Source organism: Klebsiella pasteurii, assembly GCF_018139045.1.
Classification (GTDB): domain Bacteria; phylum Pseudomonadota; class Gammaproteobacteria; order Enterobacterales; family Enterobacteriaceae; genus Klebsiella; species Klebsiella grimontii.
This window is the reverse complement of the sequence record NZ_CP073236.1, coordinates 1,886,878-1,903,515: the sequence shown is the minus strand read 5'-3', so window position 1 is coordinate 1,903,515 and position 16,638 is coordinate 1,886,878. Positions and strand designations below refer to the sequence as shown.

At 54.2% G+C, this 16,638-nt stretch carries 16 protein-coding genes and 2 tRNA genes; 9 read left to right on the top strand and 9 right to left on the bottom strand.

Going from position 1 to position 16,638, the window contains the following annotated elements; translation table 11 throughout:
* Positions 1 to 60 precede the first annotated feature (60 nt).
* On the top strand, positions 61 to 1,008 hold the full coding sequence (locus KCG39_RS08965) for a LysR substrate-binding domain-containing protein (protein ID WP_004122256.1): 948 nt from the start codon (positions 61 to 63) through the stop codon (positions 1,006 to 1,008).
* Positions 1,009 to 1,022: 14 nt separating this feature from the next.
* On the opposite strand, the gene KCG39_RS08960 is transcribed toward KCG39_RS08965, so the two are convergent.
* On the bottom strand, positions 1,023 to 2,021 hold the full coding sequence (locus KCG39_RS08960) for an aldo/keto reductase (RefSeq protein WP_004122254.1): 999 nt from the start codon (positions 2,019 to 2,021) through the stop codon (positions 1,023 to 1,025).
* A 100-nt stretch (positions 2,022 to 2,121) separates the two neighbouring features.
* On the opposite strand from KCG39_RS08960, the gene KCG39_RS08955 reads away from it, so the two are divergent.
* Entirely contained in the window at positions 2,122 to 3,036 is a 915-nt protein-coding gene (locus KCG39_RS08955) for a LysR family transcriptional regulator (protein ID WP_142468204.1), read from the top strand.
* Between the two features lie 156 nt (positions 3,037 to 3,192).
* Here KCG39_RS08955 and KCG39_RS08950 read toward each other — a convergent pair whose 3' ends face one another.
* The 3 genes from KCG39_RS08950 to KCG39_RS08940 are packed head-to-tail and all read right to left on the bottom strand — an operon-like array spanning position 3,193 to position 5,199.
* Positions 3,193 to 3,960 (bottom strand): molybdopterin-dependent oxidoreductase, encoded by a 768-nt coding sequence (locus KCG39_RS08950; protein WP_004122251.1) that lies wholly within the window; start codon positions 3,958 to 3,960, stop codon positions 3,193 to 3,195.
* Entirely contained in the window at positions 3,950 to 4,558 is a 609-nt protein-coding gene (locus KCG39_RS08945) for a cytochrome b/b6 domain-containing protein (protein ID WP_112166277.1), read from the bottom strand. The genes KCG39_RS08950 and KCG39_RS08945 overlap by 11 nt, the downstream gene beginning before the upstream one ends.
* A gap of 14 nt (positions 4,559 to 4,572) precedes the next feature.
* A complete protein-coding gene (locus tag KCG39_RS08940) occupies positions 4,573 to 5,199 on the bottom strand; it encodes a hypothetical protein (RefSeq protein ID WP_112166276.1) in 627 nt (208 codons plus the stop codon).
* A 139-nt stretch (positions 5,200 to 5,338) separates the two neighbouring features.
* On the opposite strand from KCG39_RS08940, the gene KCG39_RS08935 reads away from it, so the two are divergent.
* Together KCG39_RS08935 and KCG39_RS08930 are read left to right on the top strand one after the other, a co-directional pair.
* A complete protein-coding gene (locus tag KCG39_RS08935; RefSeq protein ID WP_004122240.1) occupies positions 5,339 to 6,010 on the top strand; it encodes a heavy metal response regulator transcription factor in 672 nt (223 codons plus the stop codon).
* On the top strand, positions 6,007 to 7,425 hold the full coding sequence (locus tag KCG39_RS08930) for a heavy metal sensor histidine kinase (RefSeq protein WP_142446695.1): 1,419 nt from the start codon (positions 6,007 to 6,009) through the stop codon (positions 7,423 to 7,425). The genes KCG39_RS08935 and KCG39_RS08930 overlap by 4 nt, the downstream gene beginning before the upstream one ends.
* A gap of 49 nt (positions 7,426 to 7,474) precedes the next feature.
* On the opposite strand, the gene KCG39_RS08925 is transcribed toward KCG39_RS08930, so the two are convergent.
* Positions 7,475 to 7,550: transfer RNA gene (locus KCG39_RS08925), tRNA-Asn, on the bottom strand.
* A gap of 6 nt (positions 7,551 to 7,556) precedes the next feature.
* Between KCG39_RS08925 and KCG39_RS28070 the strand changes: the two genes are divergently transcribed.
* From KCG39_RS28070 to KCG39_RS08915, 3 genes are all read left to right on the top strand, one after another.
* The gene (locus KCG39_RS28070; protein ID WP_220676329.1) at positions 7,557 to 7,736 is read left to right on the top strand and encodes a DUF5951 family protein; all 180 of its coding nucleotides are present in this window, start codon (positions 7,557 to 7,559) and stop codon (positions 7,734 to 7,736) included.
* Between the two features lie 8 nt (positions 7,737 to 7,744).
* Positions 7,745 to 9,202: an EmmdR/YeeO family multidrug/toxin efflux MATE transporter gene (locus tag KCG39_RS08920; protein WP_049114763.1), complete on the top strand. Its 1,458-nt coding sequence runs from the start codon at positions 7,745 to 7,747 to the stop codon at positions 9,200 to 9,202.
* 124 nt (positions 9,203 to 9,326) lie between these two features.
* A tRNA-Asn gene (locus KCG39_RS08915) sits at positions 9,327 to 9,402 on the top strand.
* An 824-nt stretch (positions 9,403 to 10,226) separates the two neighbouring features.
* Here the strand turns inward: KCG39_RS08915 and KCG39_RS08910 are convergent.
* Entirely contained in the window at positions 10,227 to 11,681 is a 1,455-nt protein-coding gene (locus tag KCG39_RS08910; protein WP_004122234.1) for an AMP nucleosidase, read from the bottom strand.
* A gap of 131 nt (positions 11,682 to 11,812) precedes the next feature.
* Entirely contained in the window at positions 11,813 to 12,070 is a 258-nt protein-coding gene (locus KCG39_RS08905; RefSeq protein ID WP_004122231.1) for a histidine kinase, read from the bottom strand.
* 177 nt (positions 12,071 to 12,247) lie between these two features.
* On the opposite strand from KCG39_RS08905, the gene KCG39_RS08900 reads away from it, so the two are divergent.
* A complete protein-coding gene (locus KCG39_RS08900; protein WP_375293859.1) occupies positions 12,248 to 13,783 on the top strand; it encodes an alpha/beta hydrolase in 1,536 nt (511 codons plus the stop codon).
* On the opposite strand, the gene KCG39_RS08895 is transcribed toward KCG39_RS08900, so the two are convergent.
* Entirely contained in the window at positions 13,775 to 14,707 is a 933-nt protein-coding gene (locus KCG39_RS08895) for a nucleoside recognition domain-containing protein (RefSeq protein ID WP_142468202.1), read from the bottom strand. The two genes, KCG39_RS08900 and KCG39_RS08895, sit on opposite strands and share 9 nt — an antisense overlap.
* Before the next feature lie 227 nt (positions 14,708 to 14,934).
* On the opposite strand from KCG39_RS08895, the gene pagP reads away from it, so the two are divergent.
* Positions 14,935 to 15,510, top strand: coding sequence for a lipid IV(A) palmitoyltransferase PagP (pagP, locus tag KCG39_RS08890; RefSeq protein WP_004122223.1), 576 nt, complete (start codon positions 14,935 to 14,937; stop codon positions 15,508 to 15,510).
* Between the two features lie 166 nt (positions 15,511 to 15,676).
* On the opposite strand, the gene KCG39_RS08885 is transcribed toward pagP, so the two are convergent.
* A complete protein-coding gene (locus KCG39_RS08885; protein ID WP_162626068.1) occupies positions 15,677 to 16,600 on the bottom strand; it encodes an acyltransferase in 924 nt (307 codons plus the stop codon).
* Positions 16,601 to 16,638 lie beyond the last annotated feature (38 nt).

Here is a 16,638-nt window from a genome sequence, read left to right as displayed (position 1 = left end):
GGTTAGTATTACTGACAGGTTGTTGGTCACGTATATTGAGTTAAGCTGCGGGAGTGAAGCATGTCGGATTTTCCACCTATTGCCAGTTTGCGTAGTTTTGAAGCCGTGGCCCGGCTTGGCAGCGTGACGTTGGCGGCGAAAGAACTTCACGTTACGCATTCAGCCATCAGCCAGCAGATTAAAGTGTTGGAGGAGATGGTCGGTTTAAAGCTGTTTATCCGTCACGGTCGCGGCGTGCAGATTAATGAAGACGGGCGGCTCTATGCCTTACAGGTCCGCGAGGCATTGCATCATATCGCTGATGCCACCCGGCTGGTGCAGGTCAAACCGCGAAGGCAGGAGCTGACGCTGGCGATGGTACCCTCCTTTGGTAGCCACTGGTTAGTGCCGCGACTGGAGCGGTTTCGGGCGACATATCCCCATATCTCGCTGCGCATACAGGCAAGCCTGGCGATCGCCAGTATGCAGCAGGAAGGGATTGATATGGCGATCCGTATGGGCAAAGGCGACTGGGAAGGAATGGAAAGCCATTATCTTTTCGCCGATGAGCTTATCGTCGTGGCCGCGCCATCCTATAACGACGGCGTGCTTCCCCAAACACCGTCAGAGATAGCGAAGAGTAAAATTATCTTCTCGATGGAGTCGTGGAAAACATGGTGCATTAATGCGGGGCTTGAAAGAGAGATTGTGCCCGGCGGTTTGTGCATCAACGACTCGAACCTGGTTCTGGAGGCCGTCCGGCTGGGAAAAGGTATCGCGCTGGAACGCCGCTCTTTAGTTCAGGATGCGCTCTCCAGAGGCGAACTAGTACAGCTTACGCCTTTCACCGCCCCTTATCCCTGGCCTTACTGGCTGGTGTCGTCGCAGGCCGCTGAACAGAAAACCGAAGCCGTTCTGTTCAAAGCCTGGCTTGATGAGGAGGTTGCTGCATGGGGTCAACAAACTGGCGCGCTGGAAGAGAAACATGCGCGAGACGGAAACCGTAGCACCCGCCCGGAGGCGGGATAATTTAGAGTAGGATGTTACTTATCGATTAAATTAAAATCATCCTGGTTATATCTTAATCCGTGAACATGGTCAGGAGTAAAGATAAGATCAATGGCTTTAATATCAGCATCGGAAATGTCCAGGCTGACTGCGCCGGCATTATCCCGCATATGCGCTATTTTCCGCGCGCCGGGAATAGGGACGATATCATCGCCTTTACTCATCACCCATGCGAGTGCGAGTTGGGCCAGGGTACAGCCATATTTATCGGTTATCTCCCGCAGTTGACTGAGCAGCTGCTGGTTTTTTTGCAGGGCATCGTTCTGGAAGCGAGGGAGATTGCGACGAAAATCATCATCGGCGAAGCCGGACCGGTCGGTGATTTTTCCCGTTAAAAATCCGCGCCCCAGTGGGCTATAGGGCACAAATCCTACCCCTAATTCGCGGCAGGCTTTGAGAATGTTTTCTTCCGGTTCGCGAGTCCAGAGAGAATATTCAGTCTGAACGGCGGCGATCGGATGAACTTCACAGGCCCGGCGTAAAGTATCGGCAGAGACCTCGGAAAGTCCGATGTGGAGAACTTTCCCTTCCTTGACAAGTTCTGCCATTGTGCCCACCACGTCTTCAACGGGAACGGTGGGATCAACGCGGTGCTGATAAAGGAGATCAATCGTGTCGACGTTGAGACGTTTAAGCGAGCCTTCTACCGCTTCGCGGATATGTTCAGGGCGGCTGTCAACGCCGGCCATACGCTCAAGCCCGTGGCCGCCAGGAAGAATGTGGAAACCAAATTTGGTCGCGATTTGTACCTTGTCACGAATTCCTTTGATGGCTTTCCCGACCAGCACTTCATTATCAAATGGTCCATAAACTTCCGCCGTATCAAGGAAAGTAATCCCCAAATCAACCGCAGCGTGAATGGTGTTAATTGCCTGCGACTCTTCGGCGCCACCATAGGCAAAACTCATCCCCATACAGCCCAGACCTAATGCCGACACCTGAAGTTTGTTCTTTCCCAGATAACGTGTTTTCACCTTATTTTCCTCATTTGCCAAGTGTGCTTAGATATATACTTCCAATTTACATTCACAACAATTAATCTCTCTCTAATGCAGTATTTTACGGATGTTAACAATGAAAAATATTCCCGAATTGCAACATGTAGAAATGCTTATTCTTATTGTGAAACATGGAAGTTTTCGTCAGGCAGCAAAAGAGTTGAATATTTCTCCACCAACGTTAACCATCGCCATAAATAATCTGGAAGAGAAACTGGGCGCGAGGCTTCTAAATCGTTCTACGCGCAGTCTTTCTCTGACCGCTATCGGCCAGGAATTTCTGAATGACGTTACTCCTGTGCTCAATGACTACAGGCGGGTGATTGATAACCTTAATGAGCGCAGGGCAAAGCCGGAAGGGGTGGTGAGAGTAAATTTGCCGCGAGTCGTGCTGGATCTCTTCTTTCAACGCTATTTCGTGCAGTTCAAAAAAGATTATCCAGATATTAAACTTGAATTATTCACCACCGACAGGAAAATAAATATTATCGATTCAGGGTTTGATGCGGGGATTCGCTACACGCAAGATGTGCCGAAGGATATGATTGCAGTACCCTTTGGAGAAGAGCTCTCTCTTATTGCAGTGGCGAGTCCAGATTTTATAAAAAAGTCAGGGGTACCCTCCTCACCGAAGGACCTCGTGAATTTCAGATGCATCAATCGTTGCTTTCCTGGCGGGCAGCTTTATCGTTGGGAGTTTCTCAACGCTGAGGGCGATAAAACGGAAGTCGCTGTTAAAGGCGATCTTGTTATTGATTCCGATGCGGCAATGATACAGGCTGCGGAATCCGGATTAGGGATTGCTTTTGTGTATGAGAATCTGGTTAAGGTTCAAATTAAAGAAGGCAGTCTTATCCGCCTGCTTTCTGATTATTATTACCCCGCCGATCGTTTTACTATTTATTATCCGAGCCGCAAACATATCCCCGTGCCGCTGAGAACATTTATAACATGGGTGATGTCGATGAATAAAAATATTCTCCAGCAATAGAATGTGAAAAGGCGGGTGAAAATAACCTGGCTTAAAACCGATCCTATCACCCTCTTTTGTCTTGTCGTACTCCGGATGCCTCTTCGGTTTGTCGTCCGGTCGCGATCCCGCGCCATTAACGCTGCCCGATTCCGTTTTACCGGCGCAGCGCGGGCGCTAAATACCGCTAAACCAGTTATAGCCCTGATCCTCCCAGTAGCCTCCAGGGTTGGTATCGCTGACGAAAATGGCGGCGATATGCTTGGCGTTTTTGAACCCCAGCTTGGTCGGCACCCGCAGTCGTAGCGGAAAACCATACTCCGCCGGCAGCGGCTGACCGGCAAAATCCAGCGCCAGAATGGTTTGCGGGTGCAGCGCGGTGGCCATATCAATACTGGAATAATAGCGATCCGCGCACTTAAAGCCGACATAGCGCGCGTTGAGGTCGGCGCCGACGTGTTGCAGGAATAGCTTGAGCGGTACGCCGCCCCATTGACCAATCGCGCTCCAGCCTTCAATGCAGATCAGCCGGGTGATCTGGCTCTGTTGCGGCAGACGCTGTAGCTGTTCCAGCGTCCACGGCGCTTTTTTCTCCACTTTACCGGAGACTTCCAGACGATAGTCGAACAGATCGACTTCCGGCGCGTTATATTCCGGATAAAAAGCGTTAAACGGAAAGGGGTGGGTAATTTGGTCCGGACGGTAAGTCTGGGCCAGGCGCTGGCCGCTGAACAGCCAGGACTGGACCCGATCGTTCCAGCGCGACATAGCCCACAGCACTTTGTCGACTTGATCGCCATCCTGCATGTTGCATCCGGTCAGCATCGCCACGCCTCCCAGCGTCAACCCGGATCGCAGAAGTAATCGGCGCTGCACATTTACCAGCTGTTTTTTCTGATCCGGCTCGAGCGCGGGCGCGCGGCGAGTTGGCGCTTTACCCTTCATGTTTACCTCCTGACAGCATGGCCCACAGGGTGGAAGGTACGATTAACACCATCAGCACATGGATAACGACGAACAGTCCGATACCTGCCATGGCGCAGAAGTGGACATAGCGCGCGACAGGAAAACCGCCGAACAGCGCCACCAGCCAGTAGAGCTGTACCGGTTTCCAGATAGCCAGCCCGGAGAGCACCAGCAGCAGGCCGAGCGCCATAACGCCGAGGTACATTAGCTTTTGAATCGCATTGTAATGGCCGAGGCGATGGTTCAGCCGCAGCGTTAAGGTCAGCCAGATATCCTGCCGGAGCGCGGACAGACGTAGCGGCAGCAGGTCGCGGCGTAGATGGCCGCTGAACAGACTCCACAGCAGGTAGCAAACAGCGTTAACGATCAGCAGCCACATGACCGCCAGGTGCCAGCCAATCGCGCCGCCCAGCCAGCCGCCCAGGGTGAGGGAGGGCGGAAAGCGGAAGTCGAACAGCGGCGAAGCGTTGTAGATTTCCCAGCCGCTCATGAACATTCCGATCATGGCGACCAGATTCACCCAGTGGGTGAGCCTGACCGGCCAGCGATGTACTGGCCGCGACGCGTTGGTTTTCATGCACGTCTCCTGGATTACATCGGCGGTACGGTACCGTCTTTTCCGGCGGAAATGCGGGTGGCGACGCGCTCGCCTTTATCGTTAGTGGCGGAGAACAGCACGATATGCGTACCGGGCTTCAGCAGGCCGCGATCGCCGGGATTGATGGTCACCACCGGCGTATCGTCAGGGACGATGACGTTTTTTTGCCGATCGCCGTATTTAACGGTTAGCGTGCGGCCGTTGGCGTTTACCAGCTTGCCGATGGTGCCGTTGGTCATGGTGTTGATTTTACCGTCGGCGGACTCCCACGGAGAGTGTCCTTCGCCCGTGCCGCGAAGGCTGGCGGCAAACACGTGTACTTCCAGCGCCTTCAGGCTACCGTCGGCCTGGGGGACCGCTGCGGTGCCGATAAAGCTGTCCGGCTTGATATCGTCGATCGAACCTTTGGCGACGCTAAAAACCTGCGTTTTGTCGTTGAGCTTTACGTCGACCTTTTCCCCTTGACGGTTGCTGATTTGCAGATCGGTATCCGAGACCTGGGCGATGGTGCCGCGCAGCGGCGCGATAGCTTTAGCCGGCGCCTGCTCTGCAGCGGCGATGCCGCTGCAGAGCATCAGGGTGGACAACAGTAAACCGGCAATACGATGGCGTGTATGCATGACATTCTCCTGTAATGGTTTGCCGGTTAAGCATGGCCAGGCGATCGGGACAACACCATGTCCGTTTGATGACATTAATGTCATCAAGACGCGGCGCAGAAACTGTTAATCTGTCCGCAGACGTGAAGAGGTGTTAAGCATGCGCATATTGGTGGTGGAAGATGATATCGGAACCGGTAATTACCTGAAGAAGGGGTTAACGGAGGCCGGATACGGCGTTGATTTGGCGCGCGACGGTACCGACGGCTTATTTCGGGCGCTGGAGTATGGTTACGATGCGATTGTGCTCGACGTCATGCTGCCCGGGCTTGACGGCTGGCAGATTATTGATGTTTTACGCAAGAAAAGCGATGTGCCGATACTGTTTCTTACCGCCCGCGACGAGGTGCAGGATCGTATTCATGGCCTGGAGCTGGGGGCGGACGATTACCTGGTCAAACCTTTCTCCTTTACCGAACTGGTGCTCAGGTTACGTACGCTGTTGCGCCGCGGAACCGTACGGGAATCCGATCGCTATGACATTGCCGACCTGCATATTGATGTGCTGCGGCGCAGAGCCACCCGTCAGGACACCGTGATACCGCTGACCAACAAAGAGTTTATGTTGTTGCATCTGCTGGTCCGGCGTGAAGGAGAGGTACTGTCGCGCACCATGATCGCTTCGCAGGTATGGGATATGAATTTCGACAGCGACACCAACGTGGTGGATGTGGCGATCAAACGCCTGCGCGCCAAAATCGACCGGCCGTTCGATATCAAACTTATTCATACCGTACGCGGCATCGGCTACGTTTGCGAGGTCCGCTCATGAAGGTGCTGGCCCGGCGCTGGCAGGCGACATCGTTGACGCTGCGAAGCGCCGTTCTGTTTGCCCTGGTTGCAGCGCTGGTGGTCAGCGCCGCCGGGGGTTACTTATATCACGCCATGCGTCAGGAGATGATTCACCGTAGCGATCTGCAGGTGACCGGGCGCATAGAATATTACCGAAACGTCCTGAGTAAACGCTTTCCGCTGGAGCGGCTGGTGGCGAACACCGGGATGTTCGAAAACATGTTGGGCAACGAGCAGGACGTTTTAATCTTTCGTATTCCGGGACAGGCTCCGTTAATTAAGGTGAATCCTGCCAGGATTCAATTACCGTCGGTGACGCCGACGCCGGCGGATCGTCCGCAGCGCCTGAATCAGGTACAGGGCGGGATGACCGGGCAGGGGGTTCCGCTGCGTGTGGCGTCGGGGCTGGTGACGCTGGAAGATGGCAGGGTACTGCAAATTTCTGTCGCGCATGTGATGGTAAATGAACAGAAAATGCTGGCGCGCTACCTGTGGCGCGTCATCGCGGCGGTGGCGGCGGCTTTTTTGGTGATTGCGCTGCTGGGCTACTGGGTGATGCGTCGCGAGCTGCGGCCATTAAGGCGTATGGCCGCTGAGGCGGCGGTCATCACGCCCAGTACGCTGGCGACTCGCCTGAGCGAACAGGACGCGCCGCAGGAGCTGCAGCAGCTGATTGTCTCCTTCAACGCCATGCTCGACAGGCTCAACGAAGGCTATCAGCGCCTGACGCGGTTTTCCGCCGATCTGGCCCATGAGATCCGCACGCCGGTGGGGGCGCTAATGGGCCAGTGTCAGGTGGCGCTGTATCAGCCTCGCAGCGTGGAGGAGTATGAAACGTTGCTCTCCAGCAACATGGAGGAGCTGGAACGCATTTCACGCATGGTGGAAAATATTCTGTTTCTGGCGCGCGCCAGCCATGCGCAGTCGGTGCTGAACTGCCGGGAACTGGATATTGCTCAGGAGCTACAGCGTGTCGCGGATTATTTCGAGGGGCTGGCGGAGGAGCGCGATATTCAGCTGATTTGCGAAGGTGAAGGGCAACTGCGGGCCGATGCGATGCTGTTTCAGAGGGCATTAAGCAACCTGGTGGCCAACGCGGTTCGCTATGCCGATGAAGCGAGCCAAATCATCTTACGAGCCGGCATGGAAGAAAACCGACAGATTATTCAGGTGATTAATCAAGGCCCGCCGATTGCGCAGGTACATCTGGAAAAGCTGTTTGAGCGTTTCTATCGTGCAGACGCCGCGCGCAGTAGCCACGCCAGCGGGCTGGGATTGTCGATCGTACGCGCAATTATGACTCTGCACGGCGGTGAGGCCCGCGCTCAGTGCCTGCCGCAGCAGCCGGGCGCGCAAATCGTTTTCAGCCTGATTTTCCCGAAACGCTCAACGTAGCGGTAAACAAAAAGCCCGCTTAAGTTTCCTTAAGCGGGCTTTTCAAATTTGGCTCCTCTGACTGGACTCGAACCAGTGACATACGGATTAACAGTCCGCCGTTCTACCGACTGAACTACAGAGGAATCGTTGTGGAGTCGTATCTTAGCGGCGAAAAAACTTTTGTCAAACATCTATTCGCCGTCTGTTGTTCAACTGGCGCATCCATCAACAAATTGTCGCCATTATCGACAATTTATCGGGAAAAATGCTTTGCAGGATTAGCTTTTCTCTATCATCATTTGAAATGTAGTTTCAACTTTTCTCACTAAGGTCTCCCTTGAACGTCACCGCCGCCTTACGCCAGTCCGTCGAACGCACGTCCTGGTTTAAAAAACGCAAGAGCTATCGCGTCCTCTACTGGCGTGAAATCAGCCCGCTTGCGGTCCCGATTTTGCTGGAAAACGCCTGCGTACTGCTGATGGGCGTGTTGAGTACTTTCCTGGTCAGTTGGCTCGGTAAAGAGGCCATGGCGGGCGTTGGCCTGGCCGATAGCTTCAACATGGTGATTATGTCCTTTTTTGCCGCCATCGACCTCGGTACGACCGTGGTGGTGGCGTTTAGCCTGGGCAAACGTGACCGGCGGCGGGCAAGGGCGGCAGCGCGCCAGTCGCTGGCGATAATGACCCTGTTTTCGATTATTCTCGCGGCCGTTATCCATGCTTTTGGCGCGGAAATTATTAATTTTGTCGCCGGAGATGCGACAGAAGAGGTGAAAGGTCTGGCGCTCACCTACCTTGAACTGACGGTATTGAGCTATCCAGCCGCGGCCATCGCCCTGATCGGCAGCGGCGCGCTACGCGGCGCTGGAACCACTAAAATTCCGCTGTTGATCAACGGCGGGATGAATATCCTCAACATTATCATCAGCAGCATCCTGATTTACGGCATTTTCTCGTGGCCCGGCATGGGATTCGTCGGCGCCGGTCTTGGATTGACGATTGCCCGCTATATTGGCGCGGTGGCCACCATTTGGGTGCTAATGATCGGTTTTAACCCAGCGCTACGCATTTCGCTGAAGAGCTATTTTAAGCCGTTTAACTTCGCCATTATCTGGGAAGTGATGGGTATCGGTATTCCCGCCAGCATTGAATCGGTCTTGTTTAACGGCGGCAAGCTGCTGACGCAAATGTTTGTCGCCGGGATGGGGACCAACGTGATTGCCGGCAACTTTATCGCCTTCTCGGTTGCCGCGCTGATCAACCTGCCGGGGAATGCCCTCGGTTCGGCGTCGACCATTATTACCGGCCGACGTCTCGGAAAAGGGCAGATTGGCCAGGCGGAGCGTCAGGCGTGGCATGTCTTCTGGCTGTCGACCATCATTTTGACGGTGATTGCCTGGGGAACCGCGCCACTTGCCGGTCTGATTGCCTCGTTCTATACCAGCGAAGAAGATGTCAAAGTGGTGGTAAAAGAGCTGCTGTGGCTGAACGCCTTCTTTATGCCGATTTGGGCGATGGCATGGACGTTGCCGTGCGCCTTTAAAGGGGCGCGTGACGTGCGCTACACCATGTGGGTCTCCATGCTGGGTATGTGGGGCTGTCGCGTGGTGGCGGGCTATACGCTGGGGATTGTACTGGGGATGGGTGTTATCGGCGTTTGGCTCGGGATGGTGCTTGACTGGGCGGTGCGCGGCGTTCTTTTTTACTGCCGAATGGTTAGCGGGCGCTGGCTGTGGAAGTATCCGCGAACGAAATTGCGGGCCGATGAGACCCGCGCGCAGGTTGAAGAAACGTAACATGCGGTGGGCAAACGGGACTTTTTGCCCAAAGTGGAGAATTATTCGGCAAACGGTTTGAAATGTGAAAACAGCCTTTGACAAGGTGGGGCGCCATCGATAATATGCGCCCCGTTCACACGATTCCTCTGTAGTTCAGTCGGTAGAACGGCGGACTGTTAATCCGTATGTCACTGGTTCGAGTCCAGTCAGAGGAGCCAAATTTAAGAAGCCCGCTTAAGGAAACTTAAGCGGGCTTTTTGCTTTCTATTCCATAGACACGAGGGTGGCGACGACGGGGCACAGAAGAACATACCCTGCGTACCATCAGGTTTTTAAAACCAGGATACAATAAGGGAAATTAGCCCGATCGCGACCGTCCAGAAAAAAAGAGTTGCTAATATAATAAACAGGCGGATATTCCCTATGGTTAATTTCATAAAGCTGTCTTCCCTACTTTTACGAAAATAGTACATTGCCGATCGCGATTGATAAGCGTATCCATGGTTGCTTACAGTCGACATGCGCAATTTTATCTCTGGTAATGTCGTAACAAGATGTTTGTTGCAAGTAACCTGTCGCTATTAAAGGATAATTCCAGGGTAGAGTAGCGCCCATAGATAACTCTTTGATTATTTTGATCTCTCTTTGGCGCTGTCTATTTTGTATGGTTGTTTTATAACCTGTAAATTTCTGTAATCAATTTAAAGGGTTACGAGACTCCATACAAGTGTCAAGCAGGCCACGGCTGGGCGTTTTATGGCTACGGGAAAAATGATATCGAAGTGTTAATTAAATGTTTATTTTTTTAATTGGCGTAGCGGGTTTTTAATTGCGGCAGTTTGGTAATAATATTTCGCGGGTAGGCAATATGGGCGTGTTCTGCGGAATTTTTACCACAAAAGAAAATAAATCCTTTATTTTATAACGGCAGGAGAGTGTCTATTGACCCTCTGCCGAATGACTCTTCTTGGCTAACGCTCAGTCCGGAAAGTGTAAATATTTCACGCCATCCGGACTGAGTTTATTCTGCGCGTATTAGCGCTTAGCGGAACGGCGGTTCGTTAAAGGTTCTCAGCTTGCGCGAATGCATGTGGTCACCTTCGGCACGCAGCAGGTCAATCGCCCGGATACCAATCTGCAAATGTTCGGAGATAGCCCCTTCATAGAAGCGGTTCGCCTGGCCCGGAAGCTTAATTTCGCCGTGCAGCGGTTTATCGGAGACGCACAGCAGGGTGCCGTAGGGGACACGGAAGCGATAGCCCTGGGCGGCAATAGTCGCGCTTTCCATATCGATAGCCACCGCGCGGCTGAGGTTAAAACGCAGCGCCGAGGCCGAGTAGCGCAGCTCCCAGTTACGATCGTCGGTGGTGACCACTGTTCCGGTACGCAGCCGCTGTTTAACTTCTTCACCGGGCATGCCGCTGACCTGCTTCGTGGCATCGTAGAGCGCGCGCTGAACTTCGGCAATGCTCGGAATCGGGATATCCGGCGGCAGCACCGCATCCAGCACATGGTCGTCGCGCAGATAGGCGTGGGCCAGCACGTAGTCGCCGATATTCTGGCTTTCACGCAGGCCGCCGCAGTGACCAATCATCAGCCAGACGTCCGGACGCAGCACCGCCAGATGGTCGCAGATATTTTTGGCATTCGCCGGGCCGACGCCAATATTAATCAACGTGATCCCCTGGCCGTCTTTGGTGATCAGGTGCCAGGCGGGCATCTGGTGCTTTTTCCACGCCAGATCGGAAATCGCCTCTTCCGGCGCCTCCGTGTCCGCTGTTATCCAGATCCCCCCCGCGCAGGAGAGGGCGATATAGGGACTCTCGGGATCGAGAATTTGGCTACAGCCCCAGCGCACGAACTCATCGACGTAGCGGGTGTAGTTGGTAAACAGCATATACGGCTGGAAATGATCAACCGGCGTGCCGGTATAGTGACGCAGGCGCGCCAGCGAGAAATCGACTCGGCGGGCGTCGAAGTGCGAAAGCGGATAGTATTCCGTCGAATGAAACAGGCCATCGGCGGTTTCATCGCCAATTTGCGACAGTTCGGTGGTGGGGAAAAAACGCGTCAAGCCGGCGCTCATTGAACGGTCGAGCGTAAGCTCTGAGCCATCAATGACGTACGGATAGGGGATCTCATGCTGCGATAGCCCGACGGTAATCGCGGCATCGTAATCCTGATACAGCATGGTGAGCTGTTCCAGCAGATAGGCGCGAAACAGTTTAGGGTTAGTAATAGTGGTGGTATAGCAACCGCTATGGGTAAAACGACCCCAGGCCCGGGTTTTTAACGCTTTATGTTCCGCTCCGTCCCACGATACCGACAGCTGCGGGTAAACGAACAGCCCTTCCGCACGGGCGCTATTCTCGGGAAGGATATTGTGGTGGATATAGTCGCCGATGGCTTTACGCAGCGCATTGACCGATTTTTCATAGAGCGCTTCGAGTTGCGTAAGCGCCTGTTCTGGGGTCAGCCTGGCGGCTTGCTGGTTCATGACTTACTCCTTGTTTCTGCTCTGCTGACGTTTTGCTTAGTATGTCACAGGCTGAACCAGGCGTAGGACAATTTCACCCGCTGAGTTGAGAAAGTACTGAGATTAGAACCGGTTGATGCTGAGTACGTTGCTTAATGCGCGGTGATATTCATGATGGCCCCCCAGCGTTCAGCGCTGAAATGCGTGGCGTTGAGCACTTTAATCGTGATCGATTTATCGCCGTTGATGCAGTACAGCGCGTTAGCCAACGGCGTGAGCTTATCGCCTTCCTGTAAACGTCGGCCGCAGGGCGTGAGTTCGGCAATGATCGTTAACTGGCCGCTTTGCAGAACCGCGTGGGCATGTGTAGACGTCGAGGTCTCGCGTAGTTTCTTAATCCACCATTCCATTTGTTTATTCCTGACCTGTTACACTCCGGCGATAATTCATGTTTGCTCCTCATCTGACAATAAGAACAGGCGGTTGGTTTAGTCTATGTTTAATAAGTGAATCGCAGGATCGGATTCGCTCTGAGTAATACCACCCGCCCTGGCAGTTAAAGAGATAATTCGGACAGAAATATGGCAATGATGCGTTTTACCCGCCTGCTGAATAAGTCGGGCTTAAGAATGGTCTCAGTGGCGAAAAAAACCATCATTGGGCTGCTGGTGGTCGTGATAGTCTTTTTTATTGGCCGTATTTACGAGTCGCAGCGCGGCCCGGCGCTGCACCGCTGGCATACCTGGACGGCGAATGAAATGACCGCCAGCGAGATTGACCACGCCACTTTTGCTGAATACCAGGCGCGGGAAGCGGCGATCTTCCGCGATATGAAAAGCAAAATTACCGATACGCTGAGCGACGATGAAAAAACGGCCATTAACCGCTTTTACGCGCAAAGCCTGGTCTATCCGGATAAGTTTCATCCCGACTGGAACCGCTCCTTTATTCTGCTGCCGCAGGGCAAACCGCGCGGCGCGGCGGTGCTGCTCCACGGCCTGACGGATTCGCCCTACAGCGTACATTATCTGGCGCAGCGCTATCAGCAGCTGGGATTTGTCGCCGTCGCGCCGCGTCTGCCTGGACACGGGACCGCGCCCGGCGCGCTCACCGCGGTGGACCGTGAAGAGTGGATAGCGACGACCCGGCTTGCGGTGCGCGAAGCGACGCGGCTGGCGGGGGATGACGCGCCGCTGCACGTGGTTGGCTACTCCAACGGCGGGGCGCTGGCGCTGAAGTACGCCCTCGATAGCCTTGAGGATAAATCGCTACGCCGGCCGCAGCAGGTCATCCTGCTGTCGCCAATGATTGGCGTGACCGCATTTGCCCGTTTCGCCGGGTTGGCCGGTTTACCCTCTGTGTTTCCGGCCTTCGCCCGCGCGGCATGGCTGAACATCGTGCCGGAATTTAACCCCTATAAATACAATTCGTTCCCGGTGAAGGCGGCAAGGCAGTCGTGGCTATTGTCGCAGGCGCTGCAGCAGCAAATCGTGCAGGAAGCGCAGAGTAAGCGGCTTTCTGAACTGGCGCCGGTATTAACTTTCCAGTCGGTGATGGATTCTACGGTCAGCACCCGGGCGGTGGTGGATTCGCTCTATCGCTATCTACCGGATAACGGTAGCGAACTGGTAATTTTCGATATTAACCAGGCGGCGAATTTGCGCGCGTTATTCCGTCCGTCGCTCTATTCGGCGGTGAATACGTTATTGCCGCCGGCGCCGCGGCCCTACGGCACCACGGTGATCACCAACGCCGCGCCCGACACCTACGAGACGGTGGCCCGCACCACGCTTGCCGGGACGCGAAGCGAAACCGTGACGCCGCTGCATATCGCCTGGCCGCAGGATATGTACTCCCTGTCGCATGTGGCGGTGCCGTTCCCGCTGAGCGATTCGCTCTATGGCCGCGAACCGGCGGAGAAAAATCGCTACGGGATCAGCATCGGGACGATCTCGTTGCGCGGAGAAACCGCCACGCTGAGCGTCGGGTTGGATACGCTGATGCGCGTCACGTCCAACCCCTTTTTCCCGTGGATGATGGTGAGAATTAACCATCATATCGCCTGTAGCGATCGGGCTGATATCGCTGCCTGTCTCCGCCCAGAGTCGGCAGCGTCAGAATAGCGTAAGATGCATCACGGTACGGATGGCGATCCCGGCGATTGCGCCGGTCGCGGCGAAGCGGAACAGGCGTACGAAGCGCGAGCTGACGCCCAGAAAGATGCCGATGCCGGGGAGGTCGAAGGTCTGCACCAACAGGCCCGCCGAGGCGTTGATCTGGCTTACGGTCACTTTACCCTGCTGAACGAGCTCGGAGACCACGCCAAAGTAGGCCGTACCGCCGGCCACGCATTTGACCAGCGCCGGCAGCACGAAGTTAACCGGAATATTCAGCCACAGCAGCAGCGGCATCAGCAGGCGCTGGAGCATCTCAATCAGGCCCGCCGCCTGCATGAAACCGACGATAGCCAGCGACAGGATCAGCATGGGCACCGCGCCGAGGGCCAGGCGAATGGCGTCGGCGCCGGCGCTGTTGATAACGGCGATAATCCCCTGGCTATTTTGCTCGGCCTCAGTCAGCGCTTCGGCCCGCGCGTTTTCAACCATTGACAGCCTGCGGCCGGTGATATGCCAGGTGACCGCGGCGGCGCACAGTCCGCCGACAATCGAGATGACGATAGAGGCCAGCCAGTGCAGGCCGAAGGGCGTTAACGGATAAAACACGTTGCCTTGGCCCATGGCGAAAAGCATCGCCAGCGTGGCGGCCATCTGCCGATCCGAAGCGCCGCGTTTATCCATAATCGCAAGAGTTGCCAGCGGGGCGGCGAAGCTGACAAAATTCATCTGAATCAGGGCAAACGCGCTCATCCCGGTTAAGCCGAACGGCTTAAGCAGCGGGGCGAGCCAGCGAACGATAACGTCCAGTACCCCGCGTACTTCGAGATATTTCATCACGATGAGCATGACGACCATGATTGGCAACAGCGTATAAAGCGCCACATCGACGGAGGTTTTCCCCGCCGACATAATAATGCTGATGAAGTCCATCTATTTCTCAATCACTACGGACAGAAAGGATAATTAGCGCCATCATAATCCCAGCGGCAAGGAATTGAAATCGCCGTGGCGGTTCTCACTGTCCTGAAATGGGCGCTTAACTGGACTTGCATTTAGCCCCTGGCCGGTGCAGAAAATTTGTTTGCCGATATTTGCAAAGCCTGTTTTTTGTTCCCAAACTGAATGAACACCGGGCGACTTTCTTTAAGGATAAAACTATGCAACGTTGTCTGCGGGTAGCGTGGGGAATTGTGTTTATTTTCGCCTTTTCAGTACAGGCTGAAACTAAAATATACGGCGAGCAGCGCGTCAGCGGCTGGTGGAACTGGCTAAAAAACGATGTCTCTCAGACCTGGAATGAGCCGCAAAACTACGATCTTTATCTGCCGTTTCTCAGCTGGCACAACCGCTTTATGTACGATAAAGAGAAGACCGATAACTATAATGAAATGCCGTGGGGTGGAGGATTTGGCGTGTCCAGATATAACCCGGAGGGGAACTGGAGTTCGCTCTACGCCATGATGTTCAAGGATTCGCACAACGAGTGGCAGCCGATTATCGGCTACGGCTGGGAGAAGGGCTGGTATCTTGATAGCCGCCGTGATTTTCGCCTTGGTCTTGGCGTCACTGCCGGCATCACCGCCCGTGATGACTTCGCCAACTACGTGCCGCTGCCGATTATTTTGCCGCTTTTCTCTGCCAGCTATCGCCGTCTGAGCGTGCAGTTCACCTATATTCCCGGCACCTATAACAACGGTAACGTGCTGTTCGCGTGGCTGCGCTACGGTTTTTAAATGCGTGGGCGGCGGTGGCCTGAATCTTTATCAGGCAGGCGTTTGGTTTTATGTCGGGGGGCGGCTGCCGCCTTACCCGACCTACAAAGATCGGCTCCAACCTGAAGTTGAATCCTTCCCCTCGGTCCGGTAAGGCGGCGTCCGCGCGGCCAGAAATCAAAGATCGTCAAATCGTAATCACTTTTTTGACCACCGAATTGGAGAGCGCCAGCATCGAAATCAGCACCGAAGTAATAAACGTGAGGACAATCAGCATTAATTTTGTCCCCAGCGAGTTAATCGGGATAAACGCAGTGAGCAGGTGAAAAACGGAGTAGTGGAGAATATAAACGCCGGTCATCGTTTTGCTAATGGTAGCGAGAAGAGTCTCTTTAAACTCGCTGTTTTTACGAAAACGCACGCCGTTGGCCGCAATAACCAGCGCAACAACCAGAATATAAATTTGTGAACCAGTCAGAATGAACGCATTTCTGTCGGCCTTAAACAGGGCGAAAAAGAAATGCCGCTCGTAAAACCAGGTGAAAAGATAAATAAACGGAATGGCGATCATCGCACCTTTGACCACTTTTTCACGCCTGAGCCAGTCGGCGACCAGCGGGTCGCTGAACAGCTGACCGGTCAGATAAAATAGCAGCCAGGTCCACAGGCGGTACTGCGGCGCCAGGCTTAGCGGATGAATATCAGGGTACAACGCGGATAAAAGATCGTAACCATACGAGAACAGCAGCAGGGAGAACACCGTGGCAAAGAACGCTGCGCGTCTTTGGCTGAGCCACTCGATAACCGGGTGAAAGGTGTAAATGACGATAAACGCAAATACAAACCATGGCTGGATAAGATAGCCGCGCTGGTAGGGCTCCCAGAGATAGTACACCGTCATCCAGAACAGAAAGACGATCACCACGCTCTTGATTTTGCCCAACTGCCATTGTGAATCATGGCGAGACTGCGAATCCAGATAGCCCGCTACCACAAAAAACAGCGGCGTGGCGATAGTCGAAATAAACGTCAAAAACCCAAGGATCCAGTGATAGTCATAATCATAGCTATCCCAGGTGTTGTAAATAGTGAAGAAAGTCACCGCCGTCATGCATCCCAGCGTTTTAATAATATTTAAACCGGTACTAT

Excerpts from the sequence above, each read along its gene's own strand:
- KCG39_RS08965 (WP_004122256.1), top strand. The coding sequence starts at position 61 with ATGTCGGATTTTCCACCTATTGCCAGTTTGCGTAGTTTTGAAGCCGTG.
- KCG39_RS08955 (WP_142468204.1), top strand. The coding sequence starts at position 2,122 with ATGAAAAATATTCCCGAATTGCAACATGTAGAAATGCTTATTCTTATT.
- KCG39_RS08950 (WP_004122251.1), bottom strand. The coding sequence starts at position 3,960 with ATGAAGGGTAAAGCGCCAACTCGCCGCGCGCCCGCGCTCGAGCCGGAT.
- KCG39_RS08945 (WP_112166277.1), bottom strand. The coding sequence starts at position 4,558 with ATGAAAACCAACGCGTCGCGGCCAGTACATCGCTGGCCGGTCAGGCTC.
- KCG39_RS08940 (WP_112166276.1), bottom strand. The coding sequence starts at position 5,199 with ATGCATACACGCCATCGTATTGCCGGTTTACTGTTGTCCACCCTGATG.
- KCG39_RS08935 (WP_004122240.1), top strand. The coding sequence starts at position 5,339 with ATGCGCATATTGGTGGTGGAAGATGATATCGGAACCGGTAATTACCTG.
- KCG39_RS08930 (WP_142446695.1), top strand. The coding sequence starts at position 6,007 with ATGAAGGTGCTGGCCCGGCGCTGGCAGGCGACATCGTTGACGCTGCGA.
- KCG39_RS08910 (WP_004122234.1), bottom strand. The coding sequence starts at position 11,681 with ATGAACCAGCAAGCCGCCAGGCTGACCCCAGAACAGGCGCTTACGCAA.
- KCG39_RS08905 (WP_004122231.1), bottom strand. The coding sequence starts at position 12,070 with ATGGAATGGTGGATTAAGAAACTACGCGAGACCTCGACGTCTACACAT.
- KCG39_RS08900 (WP_375293859.1), top strand. The coding sequence starts at position 12,248 with ATGATGCGTTTTACCCGCCTGCTGAATAAGTCGGGCTTAAGAATGGTC.
- KCG39_RS08895 (WP_142468202.1), bottom strand. The coding sequence starts at position 14,707 with ATGGACTTCATCAGCATTATTATGTCGGCGGGGAAAACCTCCGTCGAT.
- pagP (WP_004122223.1), top strand. The coding sequence starts at position 14,935 with ATGCAACGTTGTCTGCGGGTAGCGTGGGGAATTGTGTTTATTTTCGCC.
- KCG39_RS08885 (WP_162626068.1), bottom strand. The coding sequence starts at position 16,600 with ATGACGGCGGTGACTTTCTTCACTATTTACAACACCTGGGATAGCTAT.